Below are 19,005 nucleotides of genomic sequence, written 5' to 3'. Positions count from 1 at the left end.
CAGGAGGCCTCGGTGGCGCAGTTGGTGCCCCACGCCGCGCCGCTCCAGCAGTCGCCCGCGACGGTGCGCTTGATCTGGACCTGGCTGCCGCCGACGCCCGAGGCCGAGGCGCCCGGGTCGCTGGCGACGCCGGTGACGGTCGGCAAGGTCTTGCCGTAGGAGTTGTTGGCCGGCAGCACCGCGGTCGCCACGGGCTTGGTCGTGTCCCACTTGACGGTGTTGGCGGGAGCGGTCTGCTCGAGGCCGGCGTTGTTGACCGCCTTGACGAAGAGGTTGTAGTTGCGGCCCGACGAGGCGGCGGGCGTCGGCGGCGTCGCGGTGAAGGTGTAGCTCGGCGCCGAGCCGGAGAGGGGCGCGTCGAACCACTTCGGCGTCACGGAGGAGAAGGTCGAAGAACCGCCGTCGTAGTACATGCCGGTGTCGGCTTCCTGGTAGGCGATGGAGGCCCCGGTCACGCCGAACGCGTCGGACGCCGTGCCCGAGATCGAGAAGGCGGCCGAGAGGTTGCCGCCGGCCGCCGGCAGGGACGGAGGCACGAGGATGGCCGCGCTCGGCAGGTTCGTGTTATAAGTGAAGGTGATCGAGGAGATCGCCGCGGGCGCGGTGTAGTTGCCCGACGGGGTCGCGTTGTCGCGCGCGCGCACCCACACCTTGTAGCCGAACTGGCTGGTCAGCGGCGGCGCGTTGACCTCCCAGAACGTCGAGGGCTGGGAGAACAGGCCGCCGCGGTCGCCGCCGGTGATCGGGTAGTAGATCGGGCAGCCGGCGAGCGTGAAGGTGCCGCCCGCGATCGTGCCGTTCCAGCAGCCGTTGTTCGGGCCGTTCTCGGCGATCGCGATCTCGATCTGGCCCGCGGTGGAGACCCCGGCCAGCGCGTCGGTCGCCGTGCCGCGGATCTTCGGCGGCGAGCCGAGCGAAGAAACCACGGAATAGGGGCTCGGCGCCGTGAAGCCCGCGACCGCCCCGGCCAGGTCGACGGTGAAGGTCGAGGCCTTCACCGGGTCGTAATAGAGCTCGGCGTTGCCCGTCGCGAGCGCGTCGTCCACGCCCGAGACGTTCATGTAGTAGGACACGCCGTTCTGCAGGCCGTCCGCGGGATTGTCGGTGGACGGAGGCAGGTTCAACGCCATGGTCCAGCTGCTGACGTGGATCTTCAGGCCCTCGGACGTCGTCAGCTCGGTCGGCAGGCCGGTCCAGCCCGCGCCGTTCCAGTATTGCCCGTCGGTCAGGCGCGTCAGGCGCAGGCGGATATTGAAGACCGAGCCGCCGTTGCCGAGAGGCAGGTCGTAGGCCGTGCCCGTGACCTGGGGAAGGGCCGAGATCGTGGAGAAGGCCACCGGCAGGCGCACGTCGGTGTACGGCGCCTCGGTGTCGTAGATCGTGGTCTGCGTGGAGTAGGTCGTCGAGTAGGTGCCCGCCTGGTTGAGGGCGCGCGCCTCGACGCGGTACGACTCGCCGCTCACCCACGGCAGGCCGCTCGACAAGGTCCAGTTCGTCCACAGCGGGTTGGAGACGGAGGCCGCGTCGAACCAGGCCACGTCGCCCTGCGTCGCGGGGTCGAGGTCGAACGCGTGGGCGCCGCCCGGGTTGGAGTGGCGGTTGATGCCGGTCGTGCGGGTCACTCGCACCTGGACCTTGGCCAAAGAGGTCGGGATCGCGTCGTTCGCCGTGCCCGCGAGGGTGGACAGGTCGCTGCGGCGCGCGGTGGACGGCACGGTGACCCCGACCGTCGGAGTCGCGGTGTTATAAGTGAAGGTGTTGGAGCTCGTCCCGTTGACGAAGACCTCCTGGGTGTTGCCCGCGTTGTCCCGCGCCCTGGCGATCACGTTGTAGCTCTCGCCGGTGGTATAGGGGTTCGGCGTCGGCGTATAAGTCCAGGCGCCCGGCAGGCCGGAGGCCGGGATGAAGTTCGGGCAGGGCACCGTGAAGCCGCCGCCGTACACGTAGCACAGGTCCGCGCCGAGGCGCTCGATGGACACCGCGACGGTGGAGACGTTCGTCGCGGCCTTCGGGCCGCCGGCGTCGGGGTCGGGGTCGCTCGAGGCGCCCGTGATCGCGAAACTGCCGGTCCGGTAGCCGCCGTCGACGGGAATGGCGATCGTCGCCGTCGGGCTCGAGGAGTCGAAGCGGAAGTTGAAGTTCTGGTCGCGCTGGTTGCCGGCCTTGTCGAGCGTGCGCGCGCGCAGGGCGTACAGCTGACCGTCCTCGAGGGTCGGGTAGATCCAGGTCCAGTTGTCGGAGGCGCCGAGGACGTAGGTGCTGGTCGTGAAGAAGGTCGGCGCGCCGCCGGTGAAGGTCGCGCCGTTGTACCAGTTGCCGAGCCCGGCGCCCGAGGAGATCGCCAGCTTGAGGTACGAGATGCCCGCCGGCGCGTCGGTCGCGGTGCCGGCGATGCTGCCGATCTGCGGCCCGATCGCGCCCGCCGCCGGGACCGTCACCGCGGCCGTGGCCGCGTCGGTGTCGAATCGGAACGCCGCCGAGGAGATCGCGGTCTGGATGTTCGTCGCGACGTCGGTCGCCGAGGAGCGCAGGACGTACTCCTGGGCGTGCACCCACGGCTGCGCCGGGAAGGCGAAGGACCACGCCCCGACCGAGCCTTGCGCGCCGAACCAGGCCGGGCAGGGAAGGTTGAACGCGTTGGCCGCGGGGTTGTAGCAGTTGGTCCCGGTCACGTCGAGCACGGAGAGCTGGACCGTGGAAACCGCGACGTTGTCCAACGAGGTGCCCGAGAACGAGGGCATCGAGTTGCTGAACGAGCCGTCCTTCGGTCCGACGATGCCCGCCAGCGGCGGCGAGTCGTCGAAGGTGAAGGTCGAGCCGCGCGGCGAGTCCCAGGCCTCGGTGTTCCCCCCTCCGCCCGCGTTGTCCTTGCCGGCGACGGTCAGATAATAGGAAACGCCCGAGATCAGGTCGGCCGGGCCCGCGGGCGGGATGTTGCCCGAGACGAAGTTCCAGGAGGACACGTGCACGACCACGCCCTGGCCGACGCCGAGGTCGACGATGCCCGCGCTCCAGTTGCCGACCGAGAAGCCGTCCCAGTACTTGCCGTCACTGAGGCGCTTGAGGCGGGCGGTCATCTGCGACAAGGTCCCGGGGTTGCCCGTCGGGAAGTCGGCGGCCGTGCCGGTGATCGCGGGCAAGGTCTTGACTACGGAGCCGTTGGCCGGGACGCTGACGCCGGACTCGGGCGCCAGGATGTCGTAAACGATGGAGCGGCTCGAGTAGGGCACGGACCAGGTACCGGCCTGGTTCTCCGAGCGGGCGACGATGGTGTAGGTGCTGCCATTAAGGAAGGGGACCGCGCTCGACACCGACCAGCTCGTCCAGTCCACGGCGTAGGTCGCGTCGAACCAGGCCAGGTCGCCGTCGACCTGGTTGAAGGGCAGGGCGCCTGCCGGGTTCGCGTAGACGTTGCTGTCGTTGAGGATCCGCAGTTGGACCTTGCGCACGGTGTTGGGCGCGGTCGCCGACGCCGTGCCCGCGATCGTCGCCGGGACGGTCGGCTTCTGGCGCTGGGGCGCGCCGGCCGGGGTCACGACCGACACGAGCGGCTTGGTCGAGTCGTAGGCGAAGGTGACGGGAGCGGCCGGGACCTCGGTATTGCCCGTGGCCGCGCCCACGGCCTTATCCTCGGCGAAGACGGCGAGCGTGTAGCTCAGGCCGTCCTGCCAGGTCAAGGTCGAGACGAGCGAGACGTAGCTCCAGGAGTTGGTTCCCGGGGAGTAGGCCGCCGTGCTCTGGGCCACCGCCACCGTCCAGGTGCTGAGAAGGTGGTTCCAGTAGAAGTTGTTGTCGGTGCGCTTGAGCTCGATCTTGACGGTCTTGATGCCTACGCCGAGGGCGCCGAACTGGTCCAAGGTCGAGCCGGTCAAGGTCGGCGGGACCGCCAGGAACGCGCCGGGCGTCGGGAAAGACACCGACGAGATCGGCGAGGAGCGGTCGATGTTGAACTGGTGGAGCTGAGAGGGCGTCTCGCGCACCGCCGCGTAGTTGATGCCCGTCGCCCTCAGCGTGAACGTCGTGTTGTTGACGCTCGACCAGTCCGGCATCGACTCGCCCACGGGCGGGTAGCTCCAGTTGCCGCCGCTCGGATAGGCCACGCGCGTGTTCGTGCCGTTGTCGACGAGGCAGGACACCCAGCCGAAGCCGGTGGTGCCGCCCCAGCACTCGCCGGTGTCGGCGCGCTTGAGCTGCAGCTCGATCGAGGACGTCACGCCGTTGGCCGTGCCGGCCACCGAGTTGAGCTGATTGTAGAACGTAAGGCTGACCGGAGACGTGATCGCCGTGGCCGCCGGCGGGGGCAGGAAGCGCACGCGGCTGTAGGCCGGCTGGCCGGCCGTCGGGAGGAGGGAGGCGTTGCCCGCGCGGTCGGTCGCGCTCGAGTTGAGGACGTAGTACGAGCCGACGAACAGGTTCGCGTTGATCGTGGCGGAGTTGAACTGCCACTCGTCGCTGGCCGGGACGTAGGTGGTCGGGTTCCAGACCACGCTCGGCGACCAGTTATTGAACTGCGCGTTGTAGTACTGGCCGGCGAACGGGTCGCCGTTGCCGGTGTTTTCGGCGAAGATGCTGACGAACACCGCGCGCACGTCCGAAGAGGAGGAGTTGACGATCGGGTCGATGGCCTGGCCGGTGATCGTGGCCAAGGTCGTCGTGTCGAGCCCATCCGTGGGGATGTCGATATTCGAGCTCGGCGGCGTACCGTCGAAGGTGATCGTCGCGCGCGCCACGAGGTAGTTCGGGAAGACGCCGGCGTTGCCCGCCAGGTCGGCGGCGAACACGCGCACCGCGTACTGGCGGCCGTTGGGCGTCGCGTCGCCGCGCACCCAGTCCGTGGGCAGCGCGGTCAAGGTCCACGAGCTGGTGTTGACGACCGCGGTGGTGCTGACCGAGCCCGCCTGCCAGCCCAGGCCGTCCCAGTAGCGCAGGCCGCCGGGGATCGCGTGCGCCGGAGAGGCCTGGTCGGACACGTCCTCGATCTGCACCCGCACGATGTTGATCCCCGACGCGACGAGGCCGCCGGTCAGAGGCTCGGAGAAGGCGCCCGAGGACAAGGTCAAGGTCGTCGTGCTGATGTAGCTCGCGTGGAGCGGGGTGTCGAACGCCGCCGACGGCGTGGAGCGGTCCACGACGAAGGTCGTCGTGGAGTACACCGCGTCCGTATAGCCCTGGAGATCCACGGCGCGCGCGATCACCTCGTAGCGGTAGCCGTCCGCGAAGTTGCCGTCGCTGATGGCCGCCTCCTGGCTTTGGAAGGTCTGGATCGTCTGGGGCGCGCCGCCGAGCGTCGTCGGAAGGTTGAAGCCCTGGTCGGCGAGGTTCCAGCCCACGCCGTCCCAGTAGTTGCGCGCGTTGCCGGAGTCGATCCGAACCGTCTTGAGCTTCACTTCCAGAAGGCCCACGCCCTTCGTCGCGGCCAGCGATTGGTCGTCGGCGGTGCCCAGGATCGGCGTGACGCCGCCGGTGAGCGCAGTGTTGTTGCCCGGGTAGGTGAAGCCGGAGACCGGGGCGAAGTAGTCCACGCGCAGGGCCTTGCCCGTTCCCACCGCCGGCTCGTTTCCGCCGCGGTTGTCGTTGCCGGCGCCGTCGATGCCGCGAGCGAAGATCTCGTAGGTGCGCGGCACGGCGTTCAAGGTCATCGCGGCGGCCAGGGCCGAGTCGACGAAGGTCCAGGAGGAGACGTGGATCGCCGCGGGGCGCCAGCAGGTGGCCGGGTTATAGGAGACGAAGGCCGCTCCGTTCCAGAACGCGCCCAGCGGGTCGCGCACCGCGACCATGATCTGAAGGCCGGGCGGCGACACCGTCTCGGAGTAGGTGCCCGAGGACAGGACGAAGCCGGTCGCGTAGGACTGGTCGATCGGCCTGACGATGGTCGTCGTCGGCGCGAAGGCGTCGAACGTGAAGACCTTGGTGACCAGGTTCTCGACGTTGCCGGTCTTGTCCGTCGCGCGCAGGTCCACGGTGTACTGCACGGCGTCGGCCCAACCGGGCAAGGTGTCCCCCGCCGGGTTCGACGGCGGGTAGGTCCAGGACGCCGGGTCGGCGGTCGTCGTCGACACCGCGCGGTAGGCCGGGGCCGGGTTGAAGGAGCCGCCCTGCCAGTAGTCGCCGACGCCGTTGCGGATCGCGATCTCGACCTTCGTCAGGCCGCTCTTCGCCTCGATCGCGGGGAAGTTGACCCAGTCGAGCGCCGTGCCGGACAGCGGCGTGCCCGACCAGGACAGAGGGTAGAAGGCCTGGCCCGGGACGAGGATCGTCGTCGAGGGCTTATTGACGTCGTACTTGAAGCTGACCGGCAGGCCGAAGCCGGAGTCGTTGCCGGCCACGTCCACGGCCTTGGCGCGGAGTTGATACGACTTGTTGTCGATGAACGGAGGCGCCGCGTAGGTCCACGGGTTCGTCGAGGTCGCCGGCACGAAGCTCGAGACCGCCACCCACGCCCCGCCGTCCCAGTACAGGTTCGGCGAGTCGGAGACGTCCTTGATCTCGAGGTCGACGCGGAAGACGCCGGCGGGCGAGTCGTTCGAGGTGCCGCGCAGGGTCGCGAGCGGCCGCGCGGTCCCGTAGTCCGGGTAGGCGGCCATCGGCGTCGAGACGACGACGGTCGGCCCCACGCGGTCGAGGATGAACTGCGAGGTCGTCGGGACCTCGAGGTTGCCCGCGTTGTCGCGCGCGTGGATGGCGATGCCGTAGGCCGTGCCGTCGGCCTGCGTGATGGTCGGGAACGAATAGCCGAACATCGTGCCGGGGAAAGTCCAGGCCACCACGCCCGTCGAGCCCGCCACCTGGACCGGCAGCTGCGTGGGGACGTCGGGCGTGCCGGTGTTCCAGGCGTTGCCGTTCCAGTAGACGCTGCTGGCGCCGACCACGTACCAGACGCGCAGGTAGTAGGTGTTGGCCAGGGACAGGTCCGAGTTCGAGGTGCCGGCGATCACGTTCAGGTTCTGGATGAAGCCGGTGCCGGGCGGGTCGTTGACGACGGACACGGGCGGCGTGTCGTCCACCTTGAAGTCCACGAGGCTCACGTTCTGGACGAAGGTCGAGGCCTGGTTTCCGGTGATAGCGCCGGAGGAATCCCGGGCGCGGTCGCGGGCGCGCGTCTGCGCGTGGAACAGCTGGTCGCCGACGGGCACCCAGTCCGCGCCGGCGAACAGGGAGGACCAGGTCGCGGTGCCGGTGGTGACGGGCTTCCAGCAGCCGGGGATCGCGCAGGCGTTGAGCTCCACGGTCGTCGAGGAGAACTTGGTGCCGTTGAAGTTGACGGCGCCGGTGTAGTAGTAGCTCGTCGGGCCGACGACGTACCAGATCAGGTTCTCGACGGACTGGACGGCGTCGTTGCCCGGGTACAGCGCGGCCTCGGCGTCCGCCGAGGTGCCGGTCAGCGCCGAGCCGCCGTTGAGCTGGCTGGAGCGGTAGGAGACGCCCTGCAGGGGCTTGGTGAAAGCGGAGGACGGGGCGGCCTTGTCGATGTTGAAGGTGCGGCTCGACAGCGGCGCCGTGAAGAGGGTCTGGGTGTTGCCCGCGTTGTCCACCGCGCGCGCGGTGATGGTGTACGGCTTGCCCGAGGCGAGCAGGCTGGTCAGCGCGCCGTTCGAGTAGCTCCACGGATTGACGCCCGTCACGGTGAAGAAGTTCGGGCACGAGACGTCGAACGCCCCGGCGGCGTTGTTCCAGCAGATGTCGTTGTGCGGCTCGCGTATCTGGAGCTCGACGCGCTGGACGTCGGAGAACTTGTTGTTGGCGTTGGCGCCGCCCGGATCGAACGAGGTGCCCGAGATCGTGGCCAGGTTCAAGTACACCTGCCCGGAGGACGGCTGGCTGAGGATGCCCACGGGCGGCGAGGTGTCGTAGACGAAGGTGAACGCCGTCATCGCGGCCTCGATGCTCTGATCGTTGGCCGCCTTGTCGGCCGCGTGCGCGAAGAGCGTGTAATCCTCGCCGTCGAGAAGCGCCGCGCCCGCCAAGGTCGTCGTGCTCCAGATGAAGGGGCCGGTCCCGGTGAAGTTCGGGGCCTCGATCGAGATCTCGGACAGGCCGGGCGCGAAGGCCGTCCCGTTCCAGTAGTCGCCCGTCACGCTGTTCTTCAAGCGGACTCTCATCCCCGAGAACAGGATGGACGGCGGGTTCGTGTTGGTCGCGTCGGCCGCGGTGCCCGCGATCGCCGGCATGGCGTTCAGGCAGGCGTCCGCGCCCGCGCACGCGGCGACGGCCGGGTTCGTGAAGCTGGCGACCGGAACGGTCTTGTCGAAGACGAAGGTGCGCGAGATCGCCGTGCCGAGCAGGCCCGCGTTGTTGACGGGCGTGACGGTCAGGCTGTACGACGCGTTGTCCACCGTGTAGGGAGAGTTGAGCGCGAGGCTCCAGGTCTGGGGACTGCCGGGCGCCACGGCGAGCGGCGTGAAGGTCGAGGGATCATTGATCCAGGACGCGGTCGGGTCGTACCAGTAGCTCGTCGGCTCGGTCAGCCGCCGCAGCGCCAGCCGCACGCCCGCCGCCGCGCGCAGGTTCTCGCCCGTGCCGATGACGACGTTGACCGCCCCCGCCGAGTTCGGCCCGTAATGCCTGAGGTCGGGGGCCGGCGGCTGGGTCAAGACCAGGGACGGGTTCGGGGCCTCGAGGTAGAACTCGATGTCGTACGAGCCGTGAACGGTCTCGACGTTGCCGACCTGGTCCACCGCGCGCGCGGTGACGGTGACCGTCGAGGCGTTGAGAAAGGCGGTGTTCGTCGCGTCGTAGGACCAGCCGTAGGTCGTGCCGCTGATGTAGGCGCCGATGACGCCCGATGAGATCTCGATCGCCGTGCCCTGCCAGGCGCTGCCGTTCCAGTACTGGCTGAACGGCTGGGTCTGGTGGATGCTCAGGCGCACGCCCGACAGCGCGCCGGGAGAGGCGTCGCTCGCGGTGCCGTAAATCGCCGGCAGCCCGGTGTTGAAGCCGGTCGGCGCCGTCGCCAACGACACCGGGGCGGTGGTATCGTAGATGAAGGTGTTCGTCGAGGTGACGAGGTCGAGGTTGCCGGCCCGGTCCTGGGCGCGCACGACCGCCCGGTAGACCTTGGTCGACGTCAGCGCGCCGCCGGGCAGGGCGAAGGTCCACGTGCCGCTCGAGGAACCGGAGAAGGAGGCGGGCAGCCAGACCGGGCTCGCCGAGCCGAAGGTCGAGCCGTTCCACCAGTTCGTCGAGACCACGACCTCGGCCACGGCGACGGTGACGCCCGCGCCCGTCAGGCCGGACTCGTACTGGCGCGACGGATTGTACAGCGCCGGCTGGTGCACGAGGAACCGGTCCTCGGCCGTGCCGCGGATGGTCACCGCCGCGGAGCTGACGAAGGCGCCGGTGTTCGGCCACAGCACCGAGCTCAGCGGCGTGCTGCGGTCGACGATGAAGCTGTAAGTCGAATAGGCCGTCTCCAGGTTCGTCGCCGCGTCGATGCCCTGAGCGTTCACGTCGAAGCGGTAGCCGTCGTCGAAGGCGCCGTTGAAGTTGGAGAAGGTCCAGGGGTTGAGGCCCGTGAGGCTGGTGTTCGAGAAGCTGGGGCTGGTCGTCCACGTGCTCGAGAACATGTTCCAGAACTCGCCGGTGCTGCGCGTCATGCGCAGCTTCACGTCGACCACGCCGCTCGGGTTGAAGGCCGGGAACGCGTCGACGGCGGTGCCGGTGATGGTCGCCGGCGCGAAGTTGACGAAGGTCGCGGGCGCGGTCACGAGGGTCGTCGGCGGAGTGTTGTCGTAGATGAACGGATAGGCGGGCGTGCCGTCCGCGTTCTGATCGTTGTCGAACTGGCCGATCGAGGGCACCGCGCTGACGTTGCCGGCGCGGTCGGTCGCGCGCACCCACAGGCGCATGGCCCGGGACTCGGCCGGAGCCATCGGCGGGAAGACCTGGCTCCAGTTGAGGGTGCCCGTGACCGTCCGCCACTGGTTGTACTTGGTGCCCGGCGTCGTGTCGTAATCGTCGCCGAAGTTGCCGTTCGTCACGCCGTTCCAGTAAGCCTCGGCGTTCGCCAGCTTCAGGACGATCTGGACCGACTGGAGGCCCGACGCGCCGGTCGTTTCGTCGTTGGCCGTTCCCAGGATCTGACCCAGGCTCGCCGCGTTCAGGTACGAGCCGTAAGCCGGGCCCGTGATCGTCGCGGTCGGGACCGAGGTGTCGTAACGGAACGCGGAGCCGGAGCCCGCGGGAGTCGGACCCTGCTGGAGGTTGGTCGCGGTGTCGAGCGCGTCCACGACGACGCGGTAGGTGGCGCTCGACTCGAGCATGCCGGCGGGCACGGCGGTGGACCAGGCCAAGGAAGCCAGGCCCTGGATCGTCGTGCTCGCCACCTGCGTCCACGCGGCGCTCGGCGGAGCCGGCGGCGGGTCGGCGATCGCGCCGTCGAAGGCGCTCGTGTTCCAGTTCCACCAGCCGACGGCGGCGCCGCCGCCCGCGGTGTGGCGGATGGCCATGTAGGTCTTGGACACGCCCGAGGGGTTGGCGCCCGGGTCGGTCGCCACGCCCGAGAACTCATTCAAGGTATTAGCGGCGGAGCCATTGACCGGGGTCGCCACGGTCGAGGTCGGGCGGGCGACGTCGTAGGTGAACGGCTGGGTCTGCGCGCCCGCCGAGGCGCCGGGCAGCATGCCGTTGGAGAAGTTGATCGTGTTGCCCGCGAGGTCGCGCGCGTACACGAAGACGGTGTAGTTCACGCCGTCGGCGAGCTTGCCGGCGTACTCGGGGGCCACGTACTGCCAGCTCGTCCCTCCCTTATAGACCTGGGTCGACCAGGCCACCGAGGACTGGCTGGTCGTGAAGTCGCGGGCGGCCTCGTTCCACCACACGTCCTGCGCGGCGCCCGAGGAGATCCCGACCCAGACCTGGGTGACGCCCGAGGCGCCGGCGCCGACGTCCGAGATCGCGCCCCACGTATAGGTGCTGACGCGCGTGGACTCGGCGTTGTTCGAGTAGGGCGGGTTCGCCGGCGGGCTGGCCGGGAACGAGATCGAGATCGACGGCGGCGTGAGGTCGTAGTGGACGCCGTAGACGGTGACCGGCGACTGCACGTTGCCGACCAGGTCGGTCGCGCGGGAGTACAGGAAGTACAGCTGGTTGTCGGCAAAGGCGCCGGTCAGGTCGTTGTAGGTCCAGTTCAGGCCCGCCAAGGTCGCGGTCGTCCAGTAGGGCGTCGTGAACGTGTAGGAGGAGCCGGTCCAGTCCGGGCCGGTGACCGGGTTCGTGGTGATGCGGATCTCGACCTTCTGCGTGCCCGACAAGGAACCGTCGTGCGTGCCGGCGAGCGCGGTCAGCGCGTTCACGTACGAGCCGTCGACGATGCCGGTCATCGTCGAGACCGGCGGCGTGCCGTCGACGATGAAGGAGGTGATCGCGGAGAACGCGCTCACGTTGCCCGACGACTGGGACACGCCGCCGTCGGCCAAGGTCGAGGCGTCGTGCGCGCGCGCCCGGGCGTAGAAGACCTTGTCGCCCGGGGCCGCGAACTGGGCGGCGGTCGGCACGTTGAAGATGGTCCAGGCCGTGCCGTTGGCGGTCACCGTGTCCGGCGCGGCCGCGAACGCCGCGCCGTTCCAGTACCAGCTCGTGCCGCCGACGAGGTACCAGAGGTTCACGTCCAGGCCGGGCACCAGCAGGCCCGCGGAAGTCCCGTTGACGAGCGGGTCGCTCGCCACGCCCTGGACGCCGACGATCTCGGCGTTGGCCGGCGTGTAGGCGGCGAGGCTCGGCTGGGTGATGGCGACCGTGGGCGCGTCCTTGTCCACCGTCATCGTGAACGAGGAGCCCGCCGCCGTGAACTCGGCCTGCACGTTGCCGGCGACGTCCACGGCGCGCGCCGCGATCACGTACTGGCCGCTGACCAGGGCGACGTCGAGGTTCGCGTTCGTGTAGGTGAAGGTCGCCACGCCCGGCGCGGACTGGTAGAAGCCGGTCGCGGGCAGCCACGCGGCGGGCAGAGAGCAGACGGTCCCGAAGTTGACGCCGCCGAAGCAGGCGCCGTTGGCCAGGCGCTGGATCTTCACCTCGACGGTCGCGATGCCCGAGGGCGAGCTGTTGGAGTCGCCGAGCTTGGGGTTGGGGTCGCGCGCCGTGCCCGAGATCGTCGCCAAGGCATTGATGACGGCCGTCGGCAGGGGCACGGTGATCGCCGCGGTCGGCAGGGAGATGTCGTAGCGGAAGACGTTGCCCGTGCCGACGCCGGCGTTGCCCGCCTTGTCCGTCGCGTACAGGTTGGCCCGGTACTGGTAGCCGTCCTCGAACATCGCCTCGCCGGTCAGGTATGTCGTGGTGTAGGTGAAGAGGCCGCCGCCCTGGTCGGAGCCGACGAGGTCGTCGCCGGGCGCGGTCGTGAACGTCGAGGCGTTGATCGCCCACTCCTTGGCGTCCTTCATGCGCACGACGCGGAAGCGCACGCTCGCGGAATTGAGGCTGTTGGGCTGGGAGGGAGCGGACGGGTCGTTCACCGTGCCGGAGAGAGCCGCGAGCTGGCCGGTCTTGTGCGCGGCCATCGACGGGTTCGTCACCGCGTTGACGGGCGCCGAGGAGTCGATGACGAAGGTCTGAGTGTCGAGCGCGCCCGAGCAGCCGCCCTCCGTGGCGTTGCAGACGCGCAGGTCGACCGTATAATTGAAGTTGTTGCGCCACGGCCCCGGGAAGGAGTACAGCCACGAGCTGTCGCCCACGTTGATCAGGAAGCCGGCCGGGCTCGTCACCCAGCCGCTGCCGGCGACCCAGCCGCTGATGGTATTGAAATAAAGGTCGGTGTCGGTCTCATGGATGCGGACCTGAGCGTGCGTGTTGCCGATCGCGGTGCCGGAGATCGTGGCCAGATTCGCGGGCTGATAGAACGGGAACGTCGCGTCGGCGATCGACGGCTTGAGGAGCACGCCCGCGGAACCCGGCGCCACGATGCGGATACGGACATGATTGGTATTGGTGCCGGCCGCGGAGTTGACCTGCTCCATGTTGTTGACCGCGTCGGTCGAGCGCGCGAGCACGTGGTAGAAGCTCCCGACCGTCCAGGCCGTGACCGCGTTGGTGTTGACGCTCCAAGCCGCGCCCGTCTGCTCGAACCAGGTCGGCCCGGCGGAGAAGCCCGCGCCCGCCGTCAGCCCGTCGAGACAGAAGTTGAAGTCCGGCGCGCCCGCGTTGTCGCGGCACACCGCGATGAAGGTCTTGCCCAGTCCCGAACCGGAGTCCGCGGCCGTGCCGCTGATGGACGCCACCGGCGAGTTGATGTCGCTGTTGTGCACGGGGTCGACGATCACCGTCGCCGGCGGCGCCTTATCGACGCGGATGCAGCGGACGTTGGTCGTGCTGAGCAGGACGCTGTTGCAATCCACGGGGGTGCCCGGGACCTCGGTGTTCGGCTTCCAGACATTGCCCGAGGTCACCGCGGAGTCCTTGCCGCGCACGCGGACGCGGTAAATGCCGCCGTTGGACATCGACTCCCACAGGCCGCCGGGTACGCCGATCTGGGTGTTATAGGTATAGCTCGAGGCGATCACGGTCATCGCGCGGAACGCGGCCGGGGTGCCGCAGGTCGTGCCGAAGGAGGAGCCGTTCCAGCACTGGCCGCTGCCCGTGTCCTGGACCTCGGTCTCCACCGCGCAGATGTTCGCCGAAGAGCCGGGCCAAACGCCGGGCCCGCCCGTCATCGAGCAGTTCGTGTCCGCGCCCGCGCCGGGACCGGAGGTCGGCCGGTCGAAGGAGTTCGTGATGACGAACGGCAGGTCGAACCCGGTGTGCGACGAGTACCAGACGTTGTTGAAGCTCGTCGAGGGCGCCACGAGGGTCGAGCTCGGGGCCTGGACCTCCCAATGGAACACCGCCTTGAGCGAGATCGTCGAGCTGACGTTCGTGTAGGTCGAGACGACGTTGTCCTGGCCCCAGACGTACAGCTGGTAGGTCTCCGTCGAGCGCGAGTCCCAGAACGAGGCGTTCAGGTCGCCGAGCGGCGAGAAGCTCCAGTTGTTGCCCGAGAACGAGGTGATGACCGGGTCGGCGCGCGCCGCGAGCCAGCTCGGCCCCGACGCGTTGAACCATTTGCCGTCGCTGGCGCGCCGGACGCCGACGCCCACCTGGAACATGCCCGCCGGGTTCTTGCCGATCTGGTTCAGCTCGTCGACCGCCTGGCCCGCGATCGCGTTGGGCAGGTCGGCGGAGTCGCCGAAGGTCGTGCCCGAGGCGATGCTGATGCCCGAGATCGTGGGAGGCGAGGTGTCGTAGATGAAGCTCCAATCGAAGCCGCGGATGTTGCCGGCGACGTCGGTGATCTCGAAATGCAGGAAGTAGTCCTGCGAGGTGCGCCACGGGATGCTCGTCGCGAGCGCGACCTGGAAAGGGATCGTCGTCGTCGAGGTCGCGTCGTTCCAGTAGTAGGTCACCTCGGGATTCTGGAACGGCCAGGAGTCGCCCGCGACGGCGAAGGCGTTCTGGTCGTACTGGGTGAGGCCGAACTGGCCGTTGTAGCGCAGGTTGTAGCGCACGGTCGCGATGCCCGAGCCCGTGCCGTCGTTGAGGTGCAGGCGGATCGAGGTCAGCGGGTTCGAGGACTGGTACAAGCCGACCGAGGAGTTGGTTCCGATGACGACGGAGCTGTTGCTCAGCGCGTCCGTGCTGATCAGGACCTTCGCGATCGTCGGCGGGGTGTTGTCCAGGCGCAGGTAGTAGCGCAGCACCGGGGAGACCGCCGTCCCCGTGGAGTTGCCCGCCGAGTCCCGCGCGTAGGCCTCGATGCGGTAGGTCTTGCCGTCGGAGAACTGGGCGGCGGCGGCCGTGAGGTCCCAGGACCAGGGATCGGAGGCGTCCGCCGCGCTCAAGGTCTGGGTGAACTCCTTATAAGCGTCGCCCGGCGCGATCGCGGCGAAGACCAAGGTTCCGGGATCGAGCCAGCGGGAGACGCTCTCGGCCGCGCCCGGCGCCAGCTCGGCCACGCGCACGTAGACGTGCTGCTGGTCGAGGTTGTCGGCGACGTTGTCCCGGATCAGCCCCGAGACGCCCGCAAAGCCGGTCACCCATGTCGCCGCGCCCGAGCTCAGCGCCAGGCCGGCGGGCGCCGTGATCGTCACCGTGGGTATTTGCGTGTCGTAGATGAAGGTCGTGTAGGCGCTCGTGCCCGAGGTCGACTGGTCGATCTTGCGGCCGGCCGCGTCCTTGGCGAAGCCGGAGATCGCGTACTTGCGGCCGTTCTGCCACTGCGGCAGCTGGATCGAGGTGGTCCCGTCGATCTGGACGCTGGTGGCGCCGATCTGGCCGGCGGCGAAGATCGACTGCGGCGAGTAAGGCGCCCCGGTGGACAGCCACACCGGCACGCCGGGCTCGCCGCTGAGCACGCCCGCCGTGGTGAAGGCGACCCAGGTCTCGGTCGAGCCCGTGGGGATGCCGATGTCCTGGACCATGATGCTGCTGACCAGCACGCCCGTGCCGAAGTCGGAGAACTGGTAGGCGATGGCGGTCACGCTGTTGGTGGCGCCCGAGACCGGCAGCTGCAAAGTCGCCGTCGGCGCGAAGCGGTCCAGGTTGATCGACACCGTGCTGATCTGCGCGGGATTATAAGGATCGCCGACGCCGCCGTCGCGCGTCTGGGCGCGCACCGCGATCTCGTACGGGCCGTCGTCCGGGATGTTGGCCGTGACCGAGGTGTCGAACGGGAAGGAATACGCGGTCGCGCCCGGCGAGAGGAACGGCGCCGTGCGCCAGACCGTGGCGTCGTCGAGGCCGGTCGCCATGACCGTGCCGCTCCAGCGCTTGCCCGTGGCCAAGTGGGTGATGCGCACGGCCGCCGTGCTGATCGCGGTCTGTCCCGAGTCGTTGAAGCCCACGGTGCCGGTCACGACCGCGAAGCCCAGGTTGTTGCCCGGGGCGGGCGAGGTGATCGTCGCGGTGGGAACGGTGATGTAGAAGGTGCCGCTCAAGGACAGCGCGGTGCCGGAGGAGGGGTTGGTCAGCAGGACGGTGTACTGGCCGCCGGCGACCGTGGTGGAGATCTTGAGGTAATTGAGGACCTTGGCGCTGCCGGTGTAGGTCAGCGAGGCGACCGCGATCCCGGGCTCGATGGCGCCGGTCGCCTGGTTCTGGAACTGGACCTTGACCGTGTTCGCGTTCGGGACCATGTTGCCCGTCAGGCCGGTCCAGTTCTGGAACGACGAGCCCGCGACGACGAGCGGACGGCTCAGGGCCGCGGTCCCCCCGTCCGCGTACAGGACGCCGCCGGAGACGAAGGGATTGACGCCGGCGTCCAGGTCGGCGACGCCGGTGATCGCGGGCGGGTTGAGGCGGAACGGCAGGGACACGTTCGAGCCGCTGCCTTTGTTGCGGTCCCAGCGCGTCGGGACCTCCTGGCCGTCGCCCTGGATGATGCGCATGTCGTAGTCGAAGCCGGCGTTGACGTGCGTGGACAGGACGATCGAGGCGCGCATCTGCGACTTGCTTATATAGGTAACGGACGTGACCGTGACGTCGCTTTGGGTCTCGGAGCTGGTCAGGATCATGAACTGAGGAGTCGGCGTCGAGACGTTGGGGATGTACTCGAAGTTGCTGCCGGTGATCACCACGTCGTAGTTCGGCTTGGTCAGGAAGGCGTCGAAGGACGCGGCCGTGCTGACGGCGACGCCGCTCGGGATGGCGAAGGTCGAGGTGATGATCTTGTCGAAGTAGACGTTACTGGAATCGTTCCAGAGGATCGGCAGCGGCTCGTTCATATCGCCCCAGAAGCCCAGCTTGGGGTTGGCCAGGTTGGAGCCCGTCCGGTACACGAAAGGCCCCTGGCAGTTGCCGGCCACGGTCGCCGTCGAGGCGCAGGTGAAGTAGTTGAGCTGGTCGCGGCCCGTGCTCACATAGACGATGTAGACCTGCTTTTGGGGGCCGACGTTCTTCTGGACGATAGAGACCGAGGGCTCATACAGCGGCGTGTCGTCGCCGACGCCGGCCCCGATGACGCCGCTGGCGTCCAGGACGATGGGCCCCGTGACGCTGCCGGCCGAGTTGCGGCGGTAGTACGCCAGGTCGCCGCCGTTGTTGATCAGCGCGATGTGGGCCGAGCTCAGGCCCACCTCGTTGATCATCGACGAGCCCCACGCCTCGGGCTCGTCGAGAGTGGACGGCACGTAGATGTTCGTGCCCAGGCTCGCGTCGAAGCCCTGGGTCGTCTGGTCGCCCGCCCCGTTGTTGTTGGCGTCGGCCCAGTTGCTCAGGTAGTTGAGGTTGAGGATCGCGGCGTCGTAGTTCAGGTCGTTGCCCGTGGTGAGGTTGTCGTTGCGCGAGACCAGGATGACCCGGGGAGCGCCGGCGTCGAGCACCGGGACCGCGGAAGGCGCGGATAGATTCTCGATGGAGCTGTCGTAGTTGACTCCATCATTGTCCTCGCCGCAGAAGGAGTAGACGTGGGGGTTGTCGGTGGCGCCGTCCGTGTCCAACGTGTCATTGTCCGTATGGATGTAGCCGGTCGCGTCCCGGGTGAGATTCATGAGGCTGACGCTGCCGACGGAGCGGCGGGCCAGGTTGGAGTCCGAGCCGCGCGTTTCCGTGTGGATGGACACGTAGCCGCCGGCCCCGGCGCTGGAGAAGACGACCACGGCCGAGCGCTGGGGGAGAGGATCCTGGAAGTTGCTGCGCTGACCGACGTAGTTCTGGCAATCGCTGGTGAAGCGCACGCTCATCTTCTGGCGCCGTATCCCGACGGGGTTCCAGGTGATCGAGCCGTCGTTGTTCATCGTACCCCAGCGCAGGAAGACCTTGTTGCCGGTGGTGTCGTTCATGTTGCCGTCGGCGGTGCCGCCGCCGCCCACGACGTCGGCCGCGGCGTCGCTGGCCACGGCGTACACGCGGTTGGTCGGCACACCCGAGGCGTTGACGAGCCCCGGGGCGAACCAGACGCTCGGGTTGCCCCAGGCGGCGTCGGGAGCGAGTGAGGTGAACGGCAGGATGTCGGCCTTGTCCGTCCAAGAACCGGCCTCGTTGGTGGCCTTCCAGTCATGGCCGTCCGGGGAGAAGCGCCAGACCGCGCTGTCGGGGTTGGTCGCCTTGAAGAAGCTCCAATACCCCTTGCCGGGTATGTAGATGGTGTTGCGCTGGCCCACGTAGGCGGCGCTGGCGCCGTTGTCGCCGATGATCCTTTCCGCCGCACGGCCTCCCACGGCCGAAAGCGCCGCCGCGGCCGCGAGGGCCAAAGTCCCGAGGAGACGGCTCCGGGAGCGGTTAGCCATGGATCTTCTTCAAAGCCTCTTTGATCGCGATCTTGATCGCGTCGGACTGACCCGGCGCCATGGTCTTCAGCGCCGGCGCCGCCTCTTTGGCTCCGGCTCCGATCTTTCCCAGAGCCACGACCGCGTTGAACCGGACTTCAGGCTCCGGGTCTTTGAGCAAGGCGATGAGCCCTCCCACGGCGCTCTTGGCCTTGGGGCCGATCTGCCCCAGGGCCGCCGCCGCGTACAGCCGGACCGTCTTGTCGGCGTCCTTCAGCGCTTCCGCCAGGCTGGGAACGCGGTCCGAGGACTTGGGGCCCATGACCTTGACCAGAGTCGTCCCGCAGTAGTTGTTCACCGCGGGATCGTGCAGGCAGGCCAGGAGGGCCGGCGTCTGATCCGCCGACCGTGGCCCCGCGGCCTGGAACAGGGCGGCGCCGGCCCGGTTGCGCAGCTCCGGCGACTTGAGCAAATCGAGCAGGGCCGGCACGGCCTTGGAGCCCATCAGCACTACGACCTTCTGGCCCATCTCGCGCTGGCCGGGGGTACGGCCGTAGCGCAGCAGCTCTTCGATCATGGCCGGGTCGGCGCGCTCCAGGACGGCCTTGGCGGCCTTCTGCGCGGCGGGGGTCGCGGTGCGCAGGGCGATGATCACCTCGCGCGCGTCGCGCACGGGATACTCCGCGTCCGCGCCCACGGTCACGCCCGCCTGCGCGCGCGTATAAGAAAGGGCGCACGCCAAAAAGAGCATGGACGCGGCGGTCCAGGCGCTATTTCGCGTGCGCGCGTAATAGGAGGAGAAGGAAGACGCGATCCACCCACGGATGGTCAT

General features: G+C 68.7%; 2 protein-coding genes (1 of these 2 cut by a window edge). Both read right to left on the bottom strand.

Annotated features, from left to right (window positions below; all coding sequences use genetic code 11):
* Window positions 1-18,194: the 5' portion of an Ig-like domain repeat protein gene (locus tag HYV14_00080; protein ID MBI2384387.1), read on the bottom strand. The gene continues 15,595 nt to the left of window position 1, outside the view; only the first 18,194 of its 33,789 coding nucleotides appear in the window; its start codon is at window positions 18,192-18,194; its stop codon lies off the left edge, out of view.
* Complete coding sequence (locus tag HYV14_00075; protein MBI2384386.1) at window positions 18,187-19,005, bottom strand: HEAT repeat domain-containing protein; 819 nt, start codon at window positions 19,003-19,005, stop codon at window positions 18,187-18,189. Before HYV14_00075 ends, HYV14_00080 begins: the two co-directional genes overlap by 8 nt.

It is taken from the genome of Elusimicrobiota bacterium (assembly GCA_016182905.1).
In the GTDB taxonomy this organism is placed as follows: Bacteria; Elusimicrobiota; Elusimicrobia; order UBA1565; family UBA9628; genus GWA2-66-18.
Note: the sequence above shows the minus strand (reverse complement) of the source record. Positions and strands in the feature narration are given on the sequence as shown.